This window comes from Xanthomonas sp. WHRI 6106 (assembly GCF_040202405.1).
GTDB classification, from domain to species: domain Bacteria; phylum Pseudomonadota; class Gammaproteobacteria; order Xanthomonadales; family Xanthomonadaceae; genus Xanthomonas; species Xanthomonas cannabis.
The window spans coordinates 168,960-189,464 of record NZ_JBEGFC010000009.1; the positions used below are offsets into that span (position 1 = coordinate 168,960).

At 66.9% G+C, this 20,505-nt stretch carries 20 protein-coding genes; 11 read left to right on the forward strand and 9 right to left on the reverse strand.

Annotated features, from left to right (window positions below; all coding sequences use genetic code 11):
• Nucleotides 1-34: 34 nt before the first annotated feature.
• Nucleotides 35-1,063, reverse strand: coding sequence for an EF-P beta-lysylation protein EpmB (epmB, locus tag ABQZ09_RS14225; protein ID WP_349777194.1), 1,029 nt, complete (start codon nucleotides 1,061-1,063; stop codon nucleotides 35-37).
• Nucleotides 1,064-1,164: 101 nt separating this feature from the next.
• Here epmB and efp point away from each other — a divergent pair, with 101 nt between their 5' ends.
• From efp to ABQZ09_RS14255, 6 genes are all read left to right on the forward strand, one after another.
• Entirely contained in the window at nucleotides 1,165-1,731 is a 567-nt protein-coding gene (efp, locus tag ABQZ09_RS14230; protein WP_039407624.1) for an elongation factor P, read from the forward strand.
• A 4-nt stretch (nucleotides 1,732-1,735) separates the two neighbouring features.
• The gene (locus tag ABQZ09_RS14235) at nucleotides 1,736-2,584 is read left to right on the forward strand and encodes a PA3715 family protein (protein ID WP_052210312.1); all 849 of its coding nucleotides are present in this window, start codon (nucleotides 1,736-1,738) and stop codon (nucleotides 2,582-2,584) included.
• Nucleotides 2,585-2,602: 18 nt separating this feature from the next.
• Complete coding sequence (locus ABQZ09_RS14240) at nucleotides 2,603-3,940, forward strand: TRZ/ATZ family hydrolase (protein ID WP_047697848.1); 1,338 nt, start codon at nucleotides 2,603-2,605, stop codon at nucleotides 3,938-3,940.
• Nucleotides 3,941-3,969: 29 nt separating this feature from the next.
• Nucleotides 3,970-4,689 carry a bifunctional 2-polyprenyl-6-hydroxyphenol methylase/3-demethylubiquinol 3-O-methyltransferase UbiG gene (gene ubiG, locus ABQZ09_RS14245; RefSeq protein ID WP_039407691.1) on the forward strand — a complete coding sequence of 240 codons (720 nt, stop codon included), beginning with the start codon at nucleotides 3,970-3,972 and terminating at the stop codon, nucleotides 4,687-4,689.
• A gap of 116 nt (nucleotides 4,690-4,805) precedes the next feature.
• Nucleotides 4,806-5,471, forward strand: a complete 666-nt coding sequence (locus tag ABQZ09_RS14250; protein WP_349777195.1) for a phosphoglycolate phosphatase — start codon at nucleotides 4,806-4,808, stop codon at nucleotides 5,469-5,471.
• A gap of 29 nt (nucleotides 5,472-5,500) precedes the next feature.
• Complete coding sequence (locus tag ABQZ09_RS14255) at nucleotides 5,501-6,190, forward strand: isoprenoid biosynthesis enzyme family protein (protein ID WP_349777196.1); 690 nt, start codon at nucleotides 5,501-5,503, stop codon at nucleotides 6,188-6,190.
• A gap of 66 nt (nucleotides 6,191-6,256) precedes the next feature.
• On the opposite strand, the gene ABQZ09_RS14260 is transcribed toward ABQZ09_RS14255, so the two are convergent.
• The gene (locus ABQZ09_RS14260) at nucleotides 6,257-7,924 is read right to left on the reverse strand and encodes a glycoside hydrolase family 28 protein (protein WP_349777197.1); all 1,668 of its coding nucleotides are present in this window, start codon (nucleotides 7,922-7,924) and stop codon (nucleotides 6,257-6,259) included.
• A gap of 374 nt (nucleotides 7,925-8,298) precedes the next feature.
• Nucleotides 8,299-9,438 (reverse strand): putative acyl-CoA thioester hydrolase, encoded by a 1,140-nt coding sequence (locus tag ABQZ09_RS14265; protein ID WP_349777218.1) that lies wholly within the window; start codon nucleotides 9,436-9,438, stop codon nucleotides 8,299-8,301.
• A 400-nt stretch (nucleotides 9,439-9,838) separates the two neighbouring features.
• Between ABQZ09_RS14265 and ABQZ09_RS14270 the strand changes: the two genes are divergently transcribed.
• From ABQZ09_RS14270 to ABQZ09_RS14280, 3 genes are all read left to right on the forward strand, one after another.
• Entirely contained in the window at nucleotides 9,839-10,327 is a 489-nt protein-coding gene (locus ABQZ09_RS14270) for a pyridoxamine 5'-phosphate oxidase family protein (protein ID WP_039407610.1), read from the forward strand.
• Between the two features lie 116 nt (nucleotides 10,328-10,443).
• Complete coding sequence (locus ABQZ09_RS14275) at nucleotides 10,444-11,325, forward strand: MBL fold metallo-hydrolase (protein ID WP_349777198.1); 882 nt, start codon at nucleotides 10,444-10,446, stop codon at nucleotides 11,323-11,325.
• A 93-nt stretch (nucleotides 11,326-11,418) separates the two neighbouring features.
• Nucleotides 11,419-11,709 (forward strand): hypothetical protein, encoded by a 291-nt coding sequence (locus tag ABQZ09_RS14280; protein ID WP_039407608.1) that lies wholly within the window; start codon nucleotides 11,419-11,421, stop codon nucleotides 11,707-11,709.
• Between the two features lie 52 nt (nucleotides 11,710-11,761).
• Here ABQZ09_RS14280 and eutC read toward each other — a convergent pair whose 3' ends face one another.
• The 6 genes from eutC to yidD form a co-directional block, all read right to left on the reverse strand.
• Nucleotides 11,762-12,580, reverse strand: coding sequence for an ethanolamine ammonia-lyase subunit EutC (eutC, locus tag ABQZ09_RS14285; RefSeq protein ID WP_228314642.1), 819 nt, complete (start codon nucleotides 12,578-12,580; stop codon nucleotides 11,762-11,764).
• On the reverse strand, nucleotides 12,577-13,989 hold the full coding sequence (locus tag ABQZ09_RS14290; RefSeq protein ID WP_349777199.1) for an ethanolamine ammonia-lyase subunit EutB: 1,413 nt from the start codon (nucleotides 13,987-13,989) through the stop codon (nucleotides 12,577-12,579). Before ABQZ09_RS14290 ends, eutC begins: the two co-directional genes overlap by 4 nt.
• On the reverse strand, nucleotides 13,986-15,350 hold the full coding sequence (eat, locus tag ABQZ09_RS14295; RefSeq protein ID WP_349777200.1) for an ethanolamine permease: 1,365 nt from the start codon (nucleotides 15,348-15,350) through the stop codon (nucleotides 13,986-13,988). The genes ABQZ09_RS14290 and eat overlap by 4 nt, the downstream gene beginning before the upstream one ends.
• Before the next feature lie 1,018 nt (nucleotides 15,351-16,368).
• Entirely contained in the window at nucleotides 16,369-17,211 is an 843-nt protein-coding gene (locus ABQZ09_RS14300; RefSeq protein ID WP_184554606.1) for a M23 family metallopeptidase, read from the reverse strand.
• Complete coding sequence (locus ABQZ09_RS14305) at nucleotides 17,211-18,560, reverse strand: dihydroorotase (RefSeq protein WP_039407595.1); 1,350 nt, start codon at nucleotides 18,558-18,560, stop codon at nucleotides 17,211-17,213. The genes ABQZ09_RS14300 and ABQZ09_RS14305 overlap by 1 nt, the downstream gene beginning before the upstream one ends.
• Nucleotides 18,557-18,850 (reverse strand): membrane protein insertion efficiency factor YidD, encoded by a 294-nt coding sequence (yidD, locus tag ABQZ09_RS14310; protein ID WP_039407592.1) that lies wholly within the window; start codon nucleotides 18,848-18,850, stop codon nucleotides 18,557-18,559. The genes ABQZ09_RS14305 and yidD overlap by 4 nt, the downstream gene beginning before the upstream one ends.
• Nucleotides 18,851-18,934: 84 nt before the next feature.
• Between yidD and dksA the strand changes: the two genes are divergently transcribed.
• Together dksA and ABQZ09_RS14320 are read left to right on the forward strand one after the other, a co-directional pair.
• Nucleotides 18,935-19,957 carry an RNA polymerase-binding protein DksA gene (gene dksA, locus ABQZ09_RS14315; protein ID WP_349777201.1) on the forward strand — a complete coding sequence of 341 codons (1,023 nt, stop codon included), beginning with the start codon at nucleotides 18,935-18,937 and terminating at the stop codon, nucleotides 19,955-19,957.
• A gap of 77 nt (nucleotides 19,958-20,034) precedes the next feature.
• On the forward strand, nucleotides 20,035-20,418 hold the full coding sequence (locus ABQZ09_RS14320; protein WP_349777202.1) for a S41 family peptidase: 384 nt from the start codon (nucleotides 20,035-20,037) through the stop codon (nucleotides 20,416-20,418).
• The last annotated feature ends 87 nt before the right edge of the window (nucleotides 20,419-20,505 follow it).

Genomic DNA, 20,505 nt, shown 5'->3' on the forward strand with positions numbered 1-20,505 from the left:
CGCTCCTACGGGCCCTGTGTGGCGGCGACATTGGTTACAGCGGGCGCTTGCCGGTGTCGCCGGGGATTTCGCGGACCAGGCGCGGGACCAGGTAGCCGGACAGGCGCGTGGCCAGTGCTGCATGCAGGGCGCGTGCGCGGGTGTCGTCGACTTCGAAATGCGCCACGCCGGCCACGCGGTCGAGCTGGTGCAGGTAATACGGCAGCACACCGGCCGCAAAGCTGCGCTCGCTCAGGGCGGCCAGCGCGTCCACGCTGTCGTTGACGCCGCGCAGCAGCACGGCCTGATTGAGCACCTGCGCGCCAGCGCCGCGCAGGGCATGCACGGCAGCGTCCACCGCAGCGTCGAATTCGTTGGCGTGGTTGGCATGGATCACGAACGCCACCGGCCATGGCAGGCTGCGCAGCCAGGCCAGCAGCGCTGCGTCCACGCGTTCGGGCAGCACCACCGGCAGGCGGCTGTGGATGCGCAGGCGCTTGAGGTGCGGGATCGCGGTCAGGGCATCGGTCAGTTCGACCAGCTTGGGCGTGGCCAGCGACAGCGGGTCGCCACCGGAGAGCAGTACTTCGTCGATGCCCGGGTCGGCCGCAATCGCGGCCACGGCCGCGCGCCAGCCGTCGCGGGCGGCGGTTTCGTCTGCATACGGGAAGTGGCGACGGAAGCAGTAGCGGCAGTGCACCGCGCAACTGCCGGTGGCGATCAGCAAGGCGCGGCCGCGGTATTTCTGGATCACCCCGGCGGCGGTTTTTGCAGCCGCATCGCCGACCGCGTCCAGGCCGAAGCCGGGAACCGGCCGCATCTCCGCGTCCAGCGGCAGCACCTGGCGCAGCAACGGGTCGTTGAGGTCGCCAGGCCGCATCCGGGCCACGAACGCGTGCGGCACCCGCAGCGGGAACTGCGCCGCCGCGTCATCGCTGATGCCGGCGGCCTGCGCCTCCAGGCCCAGCAGCGCCAGCAGGGCGCGCGGGTCGCGCACGGCGTCGCGCCACTGCTGTTGCCAGCGCGGCGGCTGCAGGACGGGGAGCGGGGACGGCTGCAAGGCGAGGGGGGCTGCGGTTATCATGTGCGGTCACAAAACCAATGCCCGCCGGTGATGGCGGGCGCCCCATTCTAATCCGACCCGCCCCAGAGTGGCGGGTCGTGGTCTTATCGAGGAGCTGCACCATGGCCACTGTTGGCATGAACGATGTCAAGAACGGCATGAAGATCCTGGTCAATAACGAACCGGCGGTCATCACCGAGACCGAGTACGTCAAGCCGGGCAAGGGCCAGGCCTTCACCCGCATGAAGTACCGCTTCATCAAGTCCGGGCGCGTGGTCGAAATGACCATGAAGGCGACCGACGACGTGGAAGTGGCCGACGTGGTCGACACCGACATGCGCTACCTGTACAGCGATGGCGAGTACTGGCACTTCATGGACCCGGAATCCTTCGAGCAGGTGCAGGCGGACAAGGCAGGCATGGGCGGCGCCGAGAAGTGGCTCAAGGGCGAGGAAGACTGCATCGTGACGCTGTGGAACGGCGCGCCGATCTGGGTCCAGCCGCCGAACTTCGTCGAGCTCAAGATCACCGAGACCGACCCGGGCGTGCGTGGCGATACCTCCGGCGGCGGCGGCAAGCCGGCCACGCTGGAAACCGGTGCCGTGGTGCGCGTGCCGCTGTTCGTCAATCAGGACGAAGTGATCAAGGTCGACACCCGCTCGGGCGAATACTCCGCGCGCGTCAAGTAACCGCATGCGCGCCGGACACTGGCTGGAGCGAGCGCGACGCGGTGCCAGTGTCCCGTGGGTCGTGGGCGGCGTGCTGTGTGCCGCGCTGGCCGCCTGCCCGGCGCTTGCCCACGCAGCCGCCGCAACCTGCGATGCACGCAGCGTCGCAGCGGTGGCGCAGGCCGACGTATTCGACGGCGCCGTCGCTGCGGCGCCGGGCGATCGCGTGGTGGCGCAGACCTGCAAGCTCTGGCCCTACGATGCGACGATCCGGCTGGCGGCCATCGCGTTTGCCACCGATACCGCCGCGCCAGGCGAGCGTGAACTGCAATTGCGCGTTGCCCTGCTGGACGCCGCCAGCGGCAAGGTGCTGGCCGGCTATACGCAGGCCCTGGGCGAAGACGCCGCCTTCGAGCTCGACGCCGACAGCCTGCGTCTGGACACCGCGCGCTACGACGTGGCGCCCGGGACGCGCGCGATCGGCGTGGTCGTGCACAGCGTCGCGCGTGGGCCCAGTTGCCCGGATTTCCGCAGTGAGGATGCACTGACCCTGCTGGTCCGCGACGGGCGCACGCTGCGCCCGGTGCTGCAACGCGATCTGTCGCTCTGGCAGCGCGTCAAGGGCGAGCCCTGCAGTCCGGGGCAGGGCGGGGTGATTACCGAAAGTGCCGAGCTGTCCTTGGCGATGGCACCGCAGTCACATGCCGGCTATGCGGACATCGTCCTGACCGCAAACATCCGCACCCTTGAGAGCGTGGCCGGCGGCGACCCCGCTGCCGAACGCACGCGTCGCGCACGGCAGCTGCTGCGCTACGACGGCACACGCTATGTGGCGACCTCCGGCGGCGATGCCAGCTGGCCGTTCGGCAACTAACCTTCCATGGAACCGCTCATGACCAATGCTCCCCCAGAACCGTGCGACCTGCTGATCGAAGCCGGCTACGTGGTGCCGATCGAACCACACGCGGTGGTTCTCGAAGATCATGCCGTGGCCGTGCGCGGCGGCGTGATCGTGGCGATCCTGCCGACTGCGCAGGCACGCGCGCGCTTTGCGCCGGCCCAGACCGTGTCGCGCCCGGACGCGGCGCTGATGCCGGGCCTGGTCAACGCGCATACGCACAACCCGATGACGCTGCTGCGCGGCGTCGCCGACGACCTGCCGTTGATGGTGTGGCTGCAGCAGCACATCTGGCCGGTGGAAGCGGCGGTGATCGGGCCGGAGTTCGTCGCCGACGGCACCACGCTGGCGATCGCCGAGATGCTGCGCGGCGGCACCACCTGCGTCAATGAAAACTACTTCTTTGCCGATGTGCAGGCAGCGGTCTACAAGCAGCACGGGTTCCGCGCGCTGGTCGGTGCGGTGATCATCGATTTCCCCACCGCGTGGGCGTCGTCGGACGATGAGTATTTCGCGCGTGCCGGCGAGTTGCACGACCAGTGGCGCGACGATCCGTTGATCAGCACCGCGTTCGCGCCGCATGCGCCGTACACGGTGAACGATGCCAACTTCGAACGCGTGCGCATGCTGGCCGACCAGCTGGACATGCCGGTGCATCTGCATACCCATGAAACCGCGCAGGAAGTGGCCGACTCGATCACGCAGTACGGGCAGCGCCCGCTGGCGCGCCTGGATCGGCTTGGCCTGGTCAACGACCGCCTGATCGCCGTGCACATGACCCAGCTCACCGATGCCGAAATCCACCTGTGCGCCGAGCGCGGCGTCAGCGTGGTGCATTGCCCGGAATCCAACCTCAAGCTGGCCTCGGGGTTCTGCCCGGCCTGCGCGCTGCAGCGTGCAGGCGTGAACCTGGCCATCGGCACCGACGGCTGCGCCAGCAACAACGACCTGGATATGTTCAGCGAGAATCGCACCGCCGCCATCCTGGCCAAGGCGGTGGCCAACGATGCCACCGCCCTGGACGCGGCGACCACGCTGCGCGCGGCCACGCTGGGCGGTGCGCGTGCATTGGGCTTCGGCGACAGGATCGGCTCGATCGAAGTCGGCAAGCAGGCCGACCTGGTCTGCGTGGATCTTGCCGCACTGGAAACCCAGCCGCTGCATCATGTGTTGTCGCAGCTGATCTACGCGGCCGGCCGGCATCAGGTCACCGATGTGTGGATCGCCGGCAAGCCCAAGCTGGTGCAGCGCGAGCTGATCGACATGGATACTGCGGCCCTCGTCGCCAACGCGCGGCAATGGCGCGACCGCATCCGCACCGTCCGCGCCTGAGCGCGCGTCATCGCATCCCGGAGTTCCGCATGAATCCCACGACCCACTCCAGCTCCACCAACTTCCACCAGGCCGAACTGGACAAGTTTGCCGCACTGGCCAACCGCTGGTGGGACGCCGACGGCCCGCAGAAGCCGCTGCATGCGCTCAACCCGGTGCGTCTGCAGTACGTGTCCGCACGCCAGCAGCTGGCCGGCGCGCGCGTGCTCGATGTGGGGTGCGGCGGCGGCCTGCTCAGCGAGTCGATGGCACGCCTGGGCGCGCAGGTCACCGCGATCGATCTGGCGCCGGAGCTGGTCAAGGTGGCGCGCCTGCACAGCCTGGAATCGGGCGTGCAGGTGGACTATCGCGTGCAGTCGGTGGAAGACCTGGCGGCCGAACAGCCAGGCAGCTTCGATGCGGTGACCTGCATGGAAATGCTCGAACACGTGCCGGACCCGACCGCGATCATCCGCGCCTGCGCCAGCCTGCTCAAGCCGGGCGGCAAGCTGTTCCTGTCCACGCTCAACCGCACCCCGGCCGCGTTCGCGCTGGCGGTGGTGGGCGCCGAATACATCGCGCGGCTGCTGCCCAAGGGCACCCATCACTACAAGGATTTCATCAAGCCGGCAGAGCTGGCGGCCTGGTTGCGCAATGCCGAGCTGCAGCTGGACGACGTCAGCGGCATGCTCTACGAGCCGTGGCGCAACCGCGCGCGGTTGTCTTCGCGCACCGAGGTCAATTACCTGGCATATGCGGTAAAGCCGTGACGGGCAGGCAGGCAGTCGGGAATCGGGAGGCGGGAGTCGCAACGGCGGTTGGCAGGGATCTTGATGGATCCCGGCGCAGGTCCGGTTGCAGATCGCCGCGTGATGGCGGTGGTCCTGTGAGCCTTCCGCGCGCGGTGTTGTTCGATCTGGATGGCACCTTGCTCGATAGCGCGCCGGACATGCTGGCGACCGTCAACGCGATGCTGGCGGCGCGTGACCGTGCGCCGCTGGCGTTGGAGCAGTTGCGTCCGGTGGTGTCGAAAGGGGCGCGTGCCATGCTGGGCGTGGCGTTTGCCGAGCTCGATGCCAATGCACGCACGGCCCTGGTGCCGGAATTCCTGCAGCGTTATGAAGGCTTGATCGGCACGCAGTCGCAGCTATTCGATGGTATCGAGGTGCTGCTGTCGCAGCTGGACGATGCCGGCTGCAGCTGGGGCGTGGTGACCAACAAGCCCGAATACCTTGCGCGTCTGATCCTGCCGCAACTTGGGTGGCAGCAGCGCTGCGCCGTGTTGATCGGTGGCGACAGCCTGCCCGAGCGCAAGCCACATCCGTTGCCGCTGCTGGCGGCTGCCGAACGCATTGGTGTGGCGCCTGCGCAGTGCGTCTATGTTGGCGATGACGAGCGCGACATTGTTGCCGCGCGCGCGGCCGGCATGCCGTCGGTGGCGGTGTTGTGGGGCTATCGTTTGCATGGCGATGCGCCATCGCGCTGGCACGCCGATGTGCTGGTGGAGCATCCGCAGCAGTTGTGGGACCCGGCAACCTGGCCGCAGACCTGATCTTCTTTCGCTTTTTTTTCGGACCAGCCATGAGCCAATCCAGTGCTCTCGACAGTTTTCTCGACAAGTGGCGCACCCGCTGGCCGGAGTGGTCGGTTGCCGAGCCTTTCGTTCCCGAACCGCAGCGGCGCCTGAGCGCTGCCTGGTTTGCGTTGCTGCAGGAATGGGAGGACATCATGAACATCGCCGGCGACCCGTTGCCGGCCGATGCCAAGCTGGCCTGGTGGCAGCAGGAGCTGCGCGACTGGTCCAGCCAGCGCTCGCGTCACCCGTTGGGGCGCGTGCTGGAGCCGGTACGTGCGCCGTGGGCGCAACTGGCCAACACCTTGCCCGCGATGCAGGCCGCGCGTGTGCAGCCTGCATCGTTGCAGCAGGCACTGGAGCAGCTGCGTGACTTCGCCCAGGCAGTGGTTGCGGTGGAAGCGGTGCTGTTTGCGCGTGCACAGCCGGGCGATGCCACGGCGGTGGCAGTGCAATGGCTGGACGCACGCCAGCGCGTGGCCGGCGATAGCGCAGCGCCTGGCGGCGTGACCACGGTGGCATGGCGCACGCAGTTGCTGCGTGCGTGGCCGCGCAAGCCGGCCCTGGCGCGACCGCACCGGGTGTGGTCGCGGCTGGCACGGCTGCGCCTGCAGCGCGAACTGGCCGGCAAGGCGGCCTATCCGCCGCCGGTCCAGCAGCTGTGGCATAGCTGGCGGGCGGCCAGCGGCTCGGCGTGAAACGCCCGGTGGCTGCATCCTGCTGGAATGCAGCCACCGGGCTTCAGGGCGCACGCGTGGCCGCGATCAGATCGGCGAATCGGGCAGCACGGTGTGGTACGCAATGAAGGCGTTGCTGCAGTCCAGCGGCTTGCCCGGGCCGGGAGTGCCCTGCAGCTGCACATCGTCCTGCACCGAGGCCGTGAGCTGGTCATAGAAGCTCACCGGGCCGCCGTTGAAGCTGAAATGCACCGCACCCGGATTGCTGGCCGGTCCGCCGAAGTGGGGCTGCGCAAAGCTGACCTTGCCGCCATCGAGCACGACATTGTCCAGCGACAGGGTGATCGGCCGCGTGGTGCTGGCATCGCGATACCCATAAAAGCTCAGTTCGCCGGCGCCGAGGGTCGTTGAACCCAGCGAATGCACATTGCGCAGCGAAATGCCGCTGAACTGCGGGATCTTGCCGTGTACGGCCGCGTTGGCGTAGTTGGCATCGAACACCAGCGGACGCGCGACGCCGCGCATGCAGATGGTGTCGAAACTGATGTCGGAGACCTGCCCCCCACGTGAGGCGTCTGACTTGATGCGCAGGCCATTGGCCGAGTACGGGTCGCGCGCAACGTCGTTTGCGTTGAAGCCGTCGATGCTCAAGCCGCGCACGGCGATGTGGCGCATGCCGGCGTCGGTTTCGCTGCCCAGCGAAAAGCCATGCGTGAAATAGAACTGGTTGTAGGCGAACAGCATGTTCTCCGAGGCGATGACGCGCGTGGCCTTGGCCCCTGCCTTGATGGCCACGCCATCATCGCCGGTGCCGATGTACGAATAGGCCAGCAGCACGTTCGTCGACTGGCCGGGGTCGAATCCGTCGGTGTTCTTGGCGGTTTCGGGGGTAAAACAGGTCGCATGCGGATTGACGTCCGGCGTGCTGCCGGCCGGGCAGCGATACCCGGGGCGCGAATACACCAGGCTGGGCGCCAGGATCTTGATGCCCCATGCAGTCAGCCCCACCACGTTGTCGCTGATGAGGTGGAAGTTGGGCGAGTTTTCCAGGGTGATGTCGTACAGCGTCACGTCGGTGCTGTTGTCGATCTGCATCAGGCGCGGCACGTGCTGGCTCAAGCCCTTGGTGACGTTGAGATAGGCAAGATCCCACCAGCTGGCCTTGCCGGCATTGGGCCCGGCGGTGAGCGTGCTCCCGCCACGGCCGTCGATCTTGCCGGCGCCGACGATGGCGCTGTTGGCAGTGTCGGAAAAATGGATCAGCGGATTGCACGACTTGGCCTTGTCGGTGGTGGCGGTACCGCAGGTGCCCAGGCCGTTGTCATAGTCCTGCGGATTACGCGAGGCGAACACGGTGACGTTGCGGTCGATCCACAACGTGACGCCGCTCTTGATGGTGAGCGGGCCGGTCAACAGGCCCGACTCGCCGGCATCGCCGGGGACCAGATGCACCGCGCTGCCCGCCGGGCAATCGTCGATGGCGGCCTGCAGGCGCGCGGTATCGCGCTTGGAGCGCGCCGGATCCTGATCGAGCGCATCCAGTGAACCGGCAACCGGCACCAGGGCCGCCTTGAGCGTGCTGCAGATCCGTGTCGGCAGCGTCGGCTGCCGGATCACGCTCCAGCTGGTGGAGATGCTGTGCGCGCTATCGGCATCCGCCTGTGCATGCGGTGGTGCGGCGCCGGCCTGGAGGCTGATCAGGCCAATCAACGCCACGGTCAGTGGCGCGCGGGTGGGGAAGGTGGGGCTGGGCATTAGGCGTGCTCCGGGGAGGACAGGACGCGCCTGCCCGATCTGTGCACGGCAGCCATCTGCGGTCACGACAGTGGCATGGTTGCATGCGGTTGCACGGGCGGCGGTTTGCTGCCGCAGTGCCGATCGGTCAGGTGCGGGCGCCAGCGTGGCGCCTTGCCCCGCTGCCCGGCGTCGGCGGGGCGAACTCAGCACCGGTTTGCCGAAGCCAGCAACGCATTGCTGCAATTCCGTGGTGCGCCGCACTCAACGGCACGGCAGCAACAAGACCAGAGGGCCCGTTGGCCTGGCGCGTCGCGCGCCAGGCCAGTGCAGTGCCGGGTGTCATCGCGCCCTTGAAAGCGACGCGCGTCGTCCAGGACGCTGTTGCAGACAGCTCAGTCGGCGGCGCCTGCACCGCTGTTGCCGTACTCATAGAAACGGTTGGCCGAGTTGGCACAGCCGCTGCTGCAGAACGGACGGTTGGCCGTGGATGCATTCCACGGCGCCGCCTTGTGGATGTGGCTGCCCAGGGTGGAATCGCGCACCGTGACCTGGCCGTTGGGCGAGGTGCCGTTGACATACGTACTCAGGCCACTGACACCTTCGTCCCAGGCACGGCCCAGGTAGGTCTGGTTGTCGGGCGAGCCGGAAACCGCCACAAAACTGCTGTTGATCGCCAGAAAGCCGTAGCTGCTGCCGGGGCGCGTACTCGGTGCAAAGATGTAGCCGCCCCGGCTGGTTCCCAGGCGTGCACCGAGCGAACGGATGGTCGCCTTGTCGAACACGCCGATGCCCGAGCCGAAGATGAAATCGACATCGCCGTCGATCGTGCTGTTCTTGAAGTAGGCACGATTGACGTTGGCCGCGTTGGCGGCGCTGATCAGCAAGGTGTCCTGGTTGCCGGTGATCGACACGTCCTCGAAACTGGCCTTGTCGCCACGCACGGCCAGTGCGACGGCTGACTGATTGGTGTCGGCGTAGGTGCCTTCGACGTAGTTGTTGTCGATGCGCAGATGGCGCGCCTGGAAGTCGGCGGCGCGCACCGTCACCGTGGCGCTGTTGGACGTGCCGACCGTGGTCGCCGCCGCATTGCTGGCGCAGGCGTGGCTGGCGGTGCCCGCCGGCTTGGGCGTGGGGTTGGCGTTGTTGAAGCGAATGACGGTGTCGCCTGCGGACGCGCCCAGCCCGAACAGCGTCAACGGCGGCGCGTTGGCCGGCACGCAGACCAGTTCGGTGTAGGTGCCCGCCTTGATGCTGATGTAGCGGCGCGTGGTGCCACCGGCGGTCACCGCTGCATCGATCGCCGATTGCACGCTGCGGTAACTGGTGGAGCCGTCCGCGGCCACGGCGTAGTCGGCACTGAGCAGCGCAACGCCGGCGGTGGGATTCCAGTTGTCGGTGACCGGTGCGGTGATTGGCCCGGCCTTGGCCAGTGCCTGGGTGATCGTATAGGTACTGGCTTCGCTACGGGTGAGCTGCGGCCGCGTGGCGGTGCCGGTGAGTGCGGATGCATCGACGCTGACAAGCGTCAGCAACGCAGCGGCGATGCAGGTCGTGCGCAGGGACGGGACGGACATGGTGAGGTGCTCGCTTGGGAAGGGATGCGTGCATACCTGTGGAATGCCGGCAATTCGCGCGCAGTGGCCGCTACGTCGCAGCGGCCATCCACTCGAACTCACGCCAGTCGCCGCACGCAGGGCAGGGCGATGGTACTGCCGGGTTCGCTCGTGGATGACCGACGGCGCAGAGCAATGTACGAGATGTGCGGAGTGATCACGGTTTGCAACGGGACCAGATCCCAACACGCTCACCAGGCGATGCTGCGTGGGCCGGCACTGCCGGATGCATGGTGCAGCGCCGCGTCCTCACATGCCGTGGGCATGCATCCTTCCAGACTCAGCGGCCCGCGTGCAAACGCGTACGTCAGGAATCGAAATGGCAGATCCCAAAGAACTGCAGGACAAATTCTGGAAGGCCTTGAAGTCCGACCGCACCGTGATGCTGGGCCTGGATGGCGTCGAAGACGGCCACGCGCGTCCGATGACCGCGCAGATCGAAGGCGACAGCGGCGGCCCGATCTGGTTCTTCACCTCCAAGGACAATGCATTGATCGCCATGCTGGGGCAGGGCCGTCGCGTCATCGGCGCCTTCAGCAGCAAGGGGCATGACCTGTTCGCCAGCATCAGCGGTTCGCTGCGCGAGGACACCGATCCTGCCGTGGTCGAGCGCTTGTGGAACCCGCACGTGGCCGCATGGTACGAAGGCGGAAAGGACGACCCGAAATTGGCGCTGCTACGCCTGGATGCGGACCACGCACAGATCTGGCTCAACGGCTCCAGCCTGCTTGCCGGGATCAAGGTGCTGTTTGGCGTCGACCCGAAAAAGGATTACCAGGACAAGGTGGCGGACGTTCCGCTGCGCTGAGTTCCTAGCGCACGCGGCCGTCAAGGTCGCGTGTGCATGCGCACTCCGGTGGCACAAACGGTCACCGGGGTGCGACGCCGGCACTGCGACGCTGGTCCGCCAAGCGGAGCGCGCCGATGCGCGTGCATCACCTGAACTGCATTTCCACCTGTCCGCTGGGCGGACATCTGATGGACGCTCGCACGCCTGGTGTATTGAATCGCGGTCACCTGTGTTGCCACTGTCTGCTGGTGGAGACCAGCGCCGGGCTGGTGCTGATCGACACCGGCTTTGGGTTGCGCGATGTGGCCGAGCCACGCGCACGTCTGAGCGGTTTCTTTCTGGCCCTGGTCCGGCCGGAGCTCCGCGAGGAAATGACGGCGATTCGGCAGATTCAACGCCTGGGCCTGGACCCGCGCGATGTGCGGCACATCATCCTGACCCATCTGGATTTCGATCATGCCGGCGGGCTGGATGACTTCCCGCATGCGCGTGTGCATCTGATGGCGAGCGAGCGTGACGCGGCATTTGCGCAGCGCACCTGGATGGATCGGCAACGGTTCCGGCCGCAACAGTGGTCCACACGTGGCCAATGGCATGCCTATGACGCGCTTGCCGGCGAACGCTGGATGGGCCTGGACTGCGTGCGCGACCTGCACGGCCTGCCGCCGGAGATCCTGATGCTGCCGCTGCCGGGCCACACGCTGGGGCATGCGGCCATTGCCGTGCGCAGCGCCGAACGCTGGTTGCTGCTGGCAGGCGATGCGTATTTCTTCCATCGCGAGATGGATGCGCAGCAACCGTACTGCACGCCGGGGCTGCGCCTGTATCAGTGGATGCTGGAAAAGGATCGCGCCGCGCGGCTGGGCAATCAGCAACGTTTGCGTCGCCTGCGTCAGCACCACGGCGGGGAGGTCGAGCTGTTCTGCTCGCACGACATCACCGAGTTCGAGCGCGTCGCCGGGCAGCCGGCACGCCTGCCGGCAGGCGCCTTGCTGCACGCGCCGACGCCGCACTGATCTGCGCTTCACCGCCCCCAGACACGGCGCAACGCCATGATCGTCGTTCATGGCGTTGCGCAGCTGTCGCGATGCCTCAGACGGAGACGGACAATGCAGCAGATCGAAATCGGCCAGATGGTGTTCCTGCGCGACGGTGAAGTCGGCGTCGGCGCGGTGCGCGATATCCGCAACGACGGCGCCGAACTGGTGATCAATATCGAAAACGGTGGCGACTTCGTGTTGCCGGCCTCGGTGGTACGCGATGTGCACTCGGGCAAGGTGATGCTGGATGTGGAGCAACTTCCGGACGATGTACGTCAGGCGCTGCGCCACCCGCACGACAACGAACTGCAGACCAGCACCTATGCAGCCAGCAATCCGCAGGATGGCGCGCTGAAGTAGGCTCTGCGGTGGTGCGTGGTGCATGCAGGCGTGCGTCGGCGACCGATGCAGGTCAGTCAGGCAGCAGGAAGTTGCGGGGCGCCGCGTCCGTCGGTCCGTCGGAGAGCAGGGCCGGCTGCTCGGCCTCGTCCTTGAGCTGCACGCCGGAGAGCCTGCGCCGGAAGGCCTCGCGTAGCAGGTACGCCAGTTTGCGCGTCGCGTCGGCATAGCTCAGGCCTTCTGCACGAATATTGGAAATGCAGTTGCGCGCGGCATCGGTCAGGCCGACGCGCGGCGCGTAGGTGAGATAGAGTCCCAGGCTGTCGGGCGAGCTGAGCCCGGGACGTTCGCCGATCAACACGACGACCGCGCGCGCCTTGAGCAGTTCGCCCACTTCATCGCCCACCGCCACGCGCCCCTGTGCGACCAGCGCTACTGGCGCCACTGTCCAGCCTTGCTGCACTGCCAATGCGTCGATGTGTTCCACCATCGGCACGGCATGCCGGTGTACCGCGAGCGCAGACAGGCCGTCGGCGACCACCATCGCCACATCGTGGCCGCCGCCGTGCACGGCGGTCTGGCCACGTAGCTGGGTCGCCGCAGTGTCGGACAGGCAGCGGCCCAGGTCCGGGCGCTGCAGATAGGTATGGCGGTCTGCTGCCGCGCTCTGCAACAGGATGCTGTCGCTCCCTCGTCGCCGCAGCGCTGCCTGCAACGCAGCCGGGTCGAACGCCAGGTGTACCGCATCCCGCGCCTGCGCATGCGCCAGTTGGAACTCCAGGTGGGCAGCAGTTGGCAGGCTGGTGCCGACCCGCCCCAGCGCAATGCGCGCCGGGGTCAGTTGGCGTAACCGTGCCCATGCATCGCGCGGCGGTGTGGCCGGGTTGCTCACGATGGGGTACCGGAAGACAGCTGCGAGAGCGCACGACGAAACGGTGCCGGGACCTCGCTGCCCAGTTCAAACCGCCCATCGTCGTGCAACCGCAGGATGCCGTGTTGCTCCAGCCACTGCTCGAACTCGGGCGCGGCGCGCAGGCCAAGCGCCTGGCGCGCATACAGCGCATCGTGGAACGAGGTGGTCTGGTAGTTGAGCATCACATCGTCCGAGCCGGGGATACCCATGATGAAGTTGATGCCGGCCGCGCCGAGCAGGGTGAGCAACACGTCCATGTCGTCCTGATCGGCTTCGGCATGATTGGTGTAGCAGATGTCGCAGCCCATCGGCACGCCGAGCAATTTGCCGCAGAAATGATCCTCCAGCCCGGCGCGGATGATCTGCTTGCCGTCATACAGATACTCCGGGCCGATGAAGCCGACCACGGTGTTGACCAGCAGCGGCTTGAACTGCCGCGCCACCGCATACGCGCGCACCTCGCAGGTCTGTTGGTCCACGCCGTGGTGCGCGTTGGCCGACAAGGCACTGCCCTGGCCGGTCTCGAAATACATCACGTTGTCGCCGACGTTGCCCCGGCGCAGCGACAGGCCGGCCTCGTAGCCTTCCTGCAAGAGCGCCAGATTGATGCCGAAGCTGGCGTTGGCTGCTTCGGTGCCTGCGATGGACTGGAACACCAGATCCACCGGCACGCCGCGGTCGATGGCCTCGATGGTGGTGGTGACATGGGCCAGCACGCACGATTGGGTGGGAATCTGATAGCCGGTGATCACCGCATCGAGCATGCGCAGCAATGCGGTGGTTGCCGCCAGACTGTCGCTGGCCGGGTTGATGCCGATCACTGCATCGCCGTTGCCGTACAGCAGGCCGTCGAGCACGCTGGCGGCAATGCCGGTGGCATCGTCGGTGGGGTGGTTGGGCTGCAGCCGCGTCGACAGCCGGCCACGCAGGCCCAGGGTGTTGCGAAAGCGCGTGACCACACGTGTCTTCTGCGCCACCAGGATCAGGTCCTGCACCCGCATCAGCTTGGACACCGCCGCCACCATTTCCGGCGTCAGCCCCGGTGCCAGCGCCGCCAATGTGGCTTCGTCAGCCTGCGGGCTCAGCAACCAGTCGCGAAAGCCGCCGACGGTGAGATGAGCCACCGCGGCAAACGCCGTCGCATCGTGCTGGTCGACGATCAGCCGGGTGACTTCGTCGCTGTCATAGGGCACCACCGCTTCCTGCAGGAAATGGCGCAGCGGCAGATCTGCCAGTGCCATCTGCGCTGCCGCCCGTTGCAGCCCGGATTCTGCCGCCAGCCCGGCCAGCTGATCGCCCGAGCGGGCCGGCGTGGCCTTGGCCAGCAACTGCTTGAGATCGGCAAACCGGAAACGTTCGCCACCGGCAGTGAAGGCGAAGCCGCTCATGTGCTGCCGGCCGCAGTGGCGCCCTGGCGACGCAGGCTCAGCACGCAACAGGCTGCGCCGAGCAGCAGCAGGCCGACGAAGATCACCGCCACGATCGGGTTGAACCACACCATCGCCACCAGGCACACCACCGCCAGTGCCAGCGCGACCGCCGGCACCAGCGGATAGCCCGGAGCCCGGAAGCTGCGCTCCAGCCGCGGTTCGCGACGGCGCAGCGTGAACAGGCTGAGCATGCTCATGACATACATCACGATTGCACCGAACACCGACATGGTGATCATGGCCGCGGTCAGCGACATGCCCTGGATCTTGACGACGCCGTCGCTGCAGATGGCCGCAATGCCGATGACGCCGCCGGCCAGGATCGCGCGATGTGGCGTGCGGAAGCGCGACAGTTTCGCCAACCCGTGCGGCAGGAAGCCGGCGCGTGCCAGGGCGAAGAACTGCCGCGAATAGCCCAGGATGATGCCGTGGAAGCTGGCCACCAGGCCGAACAGGCCGATCCACACCAGCATGTGCAGCCAGGTGGAACTGTTGCCCACCACTGCCTTCATCGCCTGCGGCAGCGGATCGTTGATGTTGGACAGCTGACGCCAGTCGCCCACGCCGCCGGCAAACACCATCACGCCCAGCGCCAGCGCCACCAGGGTGAGGATGCCGGCGATGTAGGCGCGCGGAATGGTGCGCCTGGGGTCCTTGGCTTCCTCGGCCGCCATGGCGGCGCCTTCGATCGCCAGGAAGAACCAGATCGCAAACGGAATCGCCGCAAAGATGCCGGAGATGGCCGCCGGCCCGAACACGTCGCTGCCGGCCCAGCCATTGGCCGTAAAGCGCGCCACGCTGAAACCCGGCGCCACCACGCCCATGAAGACCAGCAGCTCGATCACTGCCAGCAAGGTCACGATCAGCTCGAAGGTGGCCGCAATCGCCACGCCGACGATGTTCAAGCTCATGAAGATCCCGTACGCGCCGATCGCCGCGACGCGCGGGTCGAGCGTGGGGAACTGCACGTTCAGGTACGCCCCGATGGCCATCGCAATGGCGGGCGGCGCAAACACGAATTCGATCAGGGTAGCCAGGCCCGCGAGCATCCCGCCATAGGTGCCGAACGCACGCAGGCTGTAGGCGAACGGGCCGCCTGCATTCGGGATGGCAGTGGTCAGTTCGGTGAAGCTGAAGATGAAGCAGGTGTACATCACCGCGACCAGCAACGTGGTGACCAGAAACCCCAATGTCCCTGCAGTCCCCCAGCCATAACTCCAGCCGAAATACTCGCCGGAGATCACCAGGCCCACCGCAATACCCCATAACTGCCAGGTGCCGAGGGTGGGCTTGAGTTGCTCGTTGCGCATGTCGCACATCTCCTGCGGTCGGGGAGGGGAGACCAGGCACGTCCGCCAGTGGCGCGGATGGACCGTCGCGAGCTGAGCTAGCGCTGCAGTCAGCCGACGCTCGGCGGCCTTCCGGTTATACCGCAAAGCCTGCAGGCGGACACATGCGCAGCGGGTAGGTCTGCCAAGCCAAGGTGGCGGGCAGCGGCGAGACGCGCGTGGATGAACATGCGTCTGCGGACGCGCTTTCCGCATTCAGGTCTGTGCTTGGGAGCGGGTTATGTACAGGAGCATCGTCTCTGCATCGCTGCCATGGGCGATTGCGGCAGCCAGTATTGCCGCTGCAGATGCGGCATTAGGCAAGGCTCGCTGCCGGCCGTTGCGCGGGGGCTTTGAGGAGGCGCGTACCGCAAGATACCTGACGCTGCCGCACCCTCATCCGGCGCTGCGCGCCACCTTCTCCCGGGGGAGAAGGCAAGTGCGGCCTTACGCCGGGCATGGCCTGAGACGCCTGATTGGTGGCACGCCGCATGCGCAGCAGCAGCGGGTCGATCTGCACGTCGAACCGCGCCGCAGCGTTCTCGACGCCATGCGACAGCAAGTGCGCCGCCGCGCGCCGGAGAGCGTGAAGCCCCGAGATAGCCCGCAAGTTATTTACCGCGTTCGAGCACCAGCAATGGATCGATCCGCACGTCGAACCGCGCCGCAGTGATCTTGACGCCGCGCGACAGCAGCCGCGCCGCCGCGCGCCGGAGAGCGTGACGCCCGCAGATAGCCCGCCAGTTATTTGCCGCGTTCGAGCACCAGCAATGGATCGATCCGCACGTCGAACCGCGCCGCAGCGATCTCGACGCCGCGCGAGAGCAACCGCGCCGCCGCGCGCCGGAGAGCGTGGCGCCTCGGATAGCCCGCAAGTTATTTACCGCGTTCGAGCACCAGCAACGGATCGATCCGCACGTCGAACCGCGCCGCAGTGATGTCGACGCCGCGCGAGAGCAACCGCGCCGCCGCGCGCCGGAGAGCGTGAAGCCCCCAGATAGCCCGCAAGTTATTTACCGCGTTCGAGCACCAGCAATGGATCGATCCGCACGTCGAACCAATTCATTCCCCAGTGCAGATGCGGCCCGGTCGCGCGCCCGGTCGCACCAACGGCCGCGATGACCTGGCCTTGCTCGACCCGATCGCCCACCTTCACGTCGATACGCGACAAATGCAGGAAATTCGAGCTCACGCCAAAGCCGTGATCCAGCAGCACCGTCCCGCCGGTGAGATACAGGTCCGGCGCCGTGAACGTCACCACGCCGGCCGCCGGTGCCTTCACCGGGGTGCCGGTGGGCACGGCAATGTCCATGCCCGAATGGCCGGCGCCTGGCTGTCCGTTGTACACGCGTGCATTGCCGAAGCGGCCACTGATGCGGCCTTGCACCGGCCAAATGAAGGGCTGCGCAAAATCCGTACGCGCATCGTCGCGATCGCGCGCCGCGGTCACCTGCGCCTGCTCACGCTTTATACGTTCGGCAATCGCCGCTGGTGGATTGACTGTCTTGGGCGACACGCCGTTGACGCGCTCGATCGGCCAGTCGCGCGGCGTCACTGCGATGCTCACGGTCTGCGTGCTGCCTCCGGGCGGGGTGATCTGCACCTGCAATGGCCCTGTGGCGTCGCGGCCGATACCGAACACCACGCTTCCGTAGCCGCTTACACGCAGGGTCCGGCCGGCGTACTGCACCTTGCTGCCCGCCGGCACCTTGCCGATCAGCAGCGCACCTTGCGAGGCGCTTTGCGGAAACACGACATCAGTCGCGGCGGTCGCGCTCTGCGCATCGGCAGTACCTGCCACCAGCGCGACCGGCGCCAGGATCAACCAGGCGCCCAACAGACTTGCGCGCATCAGCGGTCGAAGGTCAGGCGCTGGCCGGCGGCGCTACCGACCAGCTGCTCGCCATCCCACACCTGCTGGCCGTTGACCCAGGTCGCGGCGATGCGCGAGCGGAAGGTGGTGCCTTCGAACGGCGACCAGCCGCACTTGGACAACACCTGCTCACGCTTCACGGTGAACGGGGTGTTGTCGATCATCACCAGGTCAGCGAAATAGCCCTCGCGCAGGAAGCCGCGCTGTTCCACATCGAACAGCTGTGCCGGTGCATGCGCGAACTTCTGCACGATGCGGGTGATCGGCAGCTTGCCTTCGTGCACCAGCTCCAGTGCGGCGACCAGTGCGTACTGCACCAGCGGCAGGCCCGAGGGCGCCTGTGCGTACGGCTTCTGCTTCTCTTCCCAGGTGTGCGGGGCGTGGTCGGTGGCAAGCACGTCGATCACGTCTTCGGCCAGCGCCTGGATCAAGGCCAGACGGTCCTCGGGGTCCTTGATCGCCGGGTTGCACTTGATCAGGTTGCCCAGGCGCGCGTAGTCGCTGCGGTCGAAACGCAGGAAGTGGATGCAGGTCTCGGCGGTGATGCGCTTGCGCAGCTTGCCGTCGGCGTCCACCAGCGGGCCTGCTTCGAACAGCGACAGCTCATCGGCGGTGGAGATATGCAGCACGTGCAGGCGTGTGTTGTGCCTGCGCGCCAACGCCACCGCCAGCTGCGAGGACTTCAGGCAGGCTTCGCGCGAGCGGATGTCCGGGTGCATGTCCGGCGTCAGCGCGTCGCCGTACTTCTCCTTGTACTGCGCCATCGTCGCATCGATGGTCGGCGTGTCTTCGCAGTGGGTGATGATGGGGGTTGGCGCATCCCGGAAGATGGCGTCCAGGGTTTCGGGGTTATCGACCAGCATGTTGCCGGTGGAGGCGCCCATGAACACCTTGATGCCCGGCGCCGTCTTGGGGTCCAGCGACTGGATGTGGGCCAGATTGTCGTTGCTGGCGCCCATGTAGAAACCATAGTTGGCCCAGGCGCGCCCGGCCGCGGCGTCGTACTTGGCCTGCAGCGCGGCCGCATCCAGGGTAGGCGGGTTGGTATTAGGCATGTCCATGAAGCTGGTCAGGCCGCCGGCCACGGCCGCACCGGATTCGGTGGCGATGTCGCCCTTGTGGGTCAGGCCCGGCTCACGGAAATGCACCTGGTCGTCGATCATGCCCGGCAGCACCCAGCGCCCGGCCGCGTCCACCACGGTATCGCCGTCGGCGGGTGTGATGCTGCTGTCGATCCTGGCGATGCGACCGCCCTCGATCAGCAGGTCGGCATCGAACTCCTTGCCTTCGTTGACCAGGCGGGCATTGATGATGAGGGTTCGGCTCATGGATGAGGTCCTTTGCAGCGGCAGGAAGAAGATGGCGTGGCGGCGCCGGGCGCATCGGGCACCGGATCGAACCCGCCTGGATGGAAAGGGTGGCAGCGGCCCAGCCGGCGTGCAGCCAGCCAGCAACCGCGCAGCGGGCCGAAGCGGCCGATGGCAGTCATCGCATACTCCGAGCAGCTGGGCGCAAACCGGCAGCGCGGCCCGAGCAGGGGGCTGATGAACAGCTTGTAGAAGCGCAACAGCGCGATGAGCAGGCGTGAGATCACTTGCCAATCATATGCGAGTTGCATTAATAGGTGGTTGCCGGGGGTCTGCGGGGTACGCTATAAAGACCCGCTTTCCCGGGCCCCGGGGGAACCAAGGAAGAGCGTTTCGTGGCTGCTAAAAAACCTGCAAAAAAGGCCGTAGAGGCCGCCAAGAAGTCCGCCAAACCCGTTGCGAAGAAGGCAGCGGCGCCCGCCGCTGCAAAACCGGCCGCCAAGAAGGCGGCGCCGGCCCCCAAGCAACCGGTTGCCAAGAAGGCAGCTGCGACCAAGACCGCTGCCAAGCCGGCGCCGGTCTCCAAGCCCGCGACCAAGCCCGCGAAACCTGTCGCCAAGACGGCTGCCAAGCCGGCGGCCAGCAAGGCAGCTCCGGCTGCCGCCAAGCCGGCCGCAAAGCCGGCGGCGTCCAAGTCCGTACCGAAGCCGGCCACCAGGCCGGCTGCGGCCAAGTCAGTCCCGGTCAAGGCTGAAAAGCCCGCGCCCGCACCGGCCCTCAAGGCCGTCCCTGCGAAGCCGGCAAAGTCTGCGACCCCGTCACCTAAGAATCCCGTGCCCGTTTCGAAATCTTCCGCTAAAACGCCAACCAAAACCGAAGCCCCCGCCAAGCCCGCCGCGACCCGTCCGGTCGGCAAGGTTGCTGTGGCCGTGACCGCCAAGCCGTCCAGTCAGACGCCCAAGACCAAGTACAAGGTGGTCGACTACAAGACCGACGACGCCACCGGGCGCCCGATCCTCCCGCAGGGCTACAAGCCGTCTGCGGACGAGGAGTACATGAGCAAGCTGCAGCAGGAATACTTCCGTCAGCGCCTGCAGAGCTGGCGCAACGAGATGGTCGAGGAATCCAAGCAGACCATCGAAAACCTGCGCGAAGAAGTGCGCGACATCGGCGACGAAGCCGAGCGTGCCACGCGCGAGACCGAGAACTCGCTGGAACTGCGCGCGCGTGACCGCGCACGCAAGCTGATCTCCAAGATCGACAGCACCCTCAAGCGTCTGGAAGACGGCGACTACGGGTACTGCGTTGATACTGGCGAAGAAATCGGTCTGGACCGCCTGGAAGCGCGTCTCACCGCCGAGCGCACCATCGACGCCCAGGAGCGTTGGGAGCATCTGCAGAAGCAGCAGGGCGACTGATCCGGCGCCTCGACGCTCACGAAAGACCCCGCCAGCGCGGGGTTTTTTTATGGTCGCCGCGCGCGGTGTGCAGGCGTATGGTGAGCCGCAGCGGCAGGGCCGACATAGCTGCCACCCCGGTGCGCGGCGCGCAGGAGGCAAACATGCAGCGAGCAGCGATCTTGTTGGGCATCGCCTGCGCGCTGGCCTGCGCCGCGACGCGGGCAACACAAGCAGCGGCCAATCAGGCCGAGCAGCGTGCGCTACCGACGGCGGTGGCTGACGCCGCGCTCGAGGCACACTACATCGATCCGTCCATGGCGCAGCGCATGCGCAAGGCGCTGCGGCAGCACGCGGCGCGCGGCGACTACGCGGCGATCGGCGAGCCGGCTGCACTGGCACAACGGCTGACGGACGATCTGCATGCGGTCCCGCATGACGGACAGTCGTGGTATCACGCCGTCGCATCGGGCGCCGCGTAATGTTGACGACTCCCATGGCAGGGCATGCAGCGGGCGCGTGTGCCGGCGTGCGGCGCAAGGATGCTTCAACGCGACAGGCAGCAACCA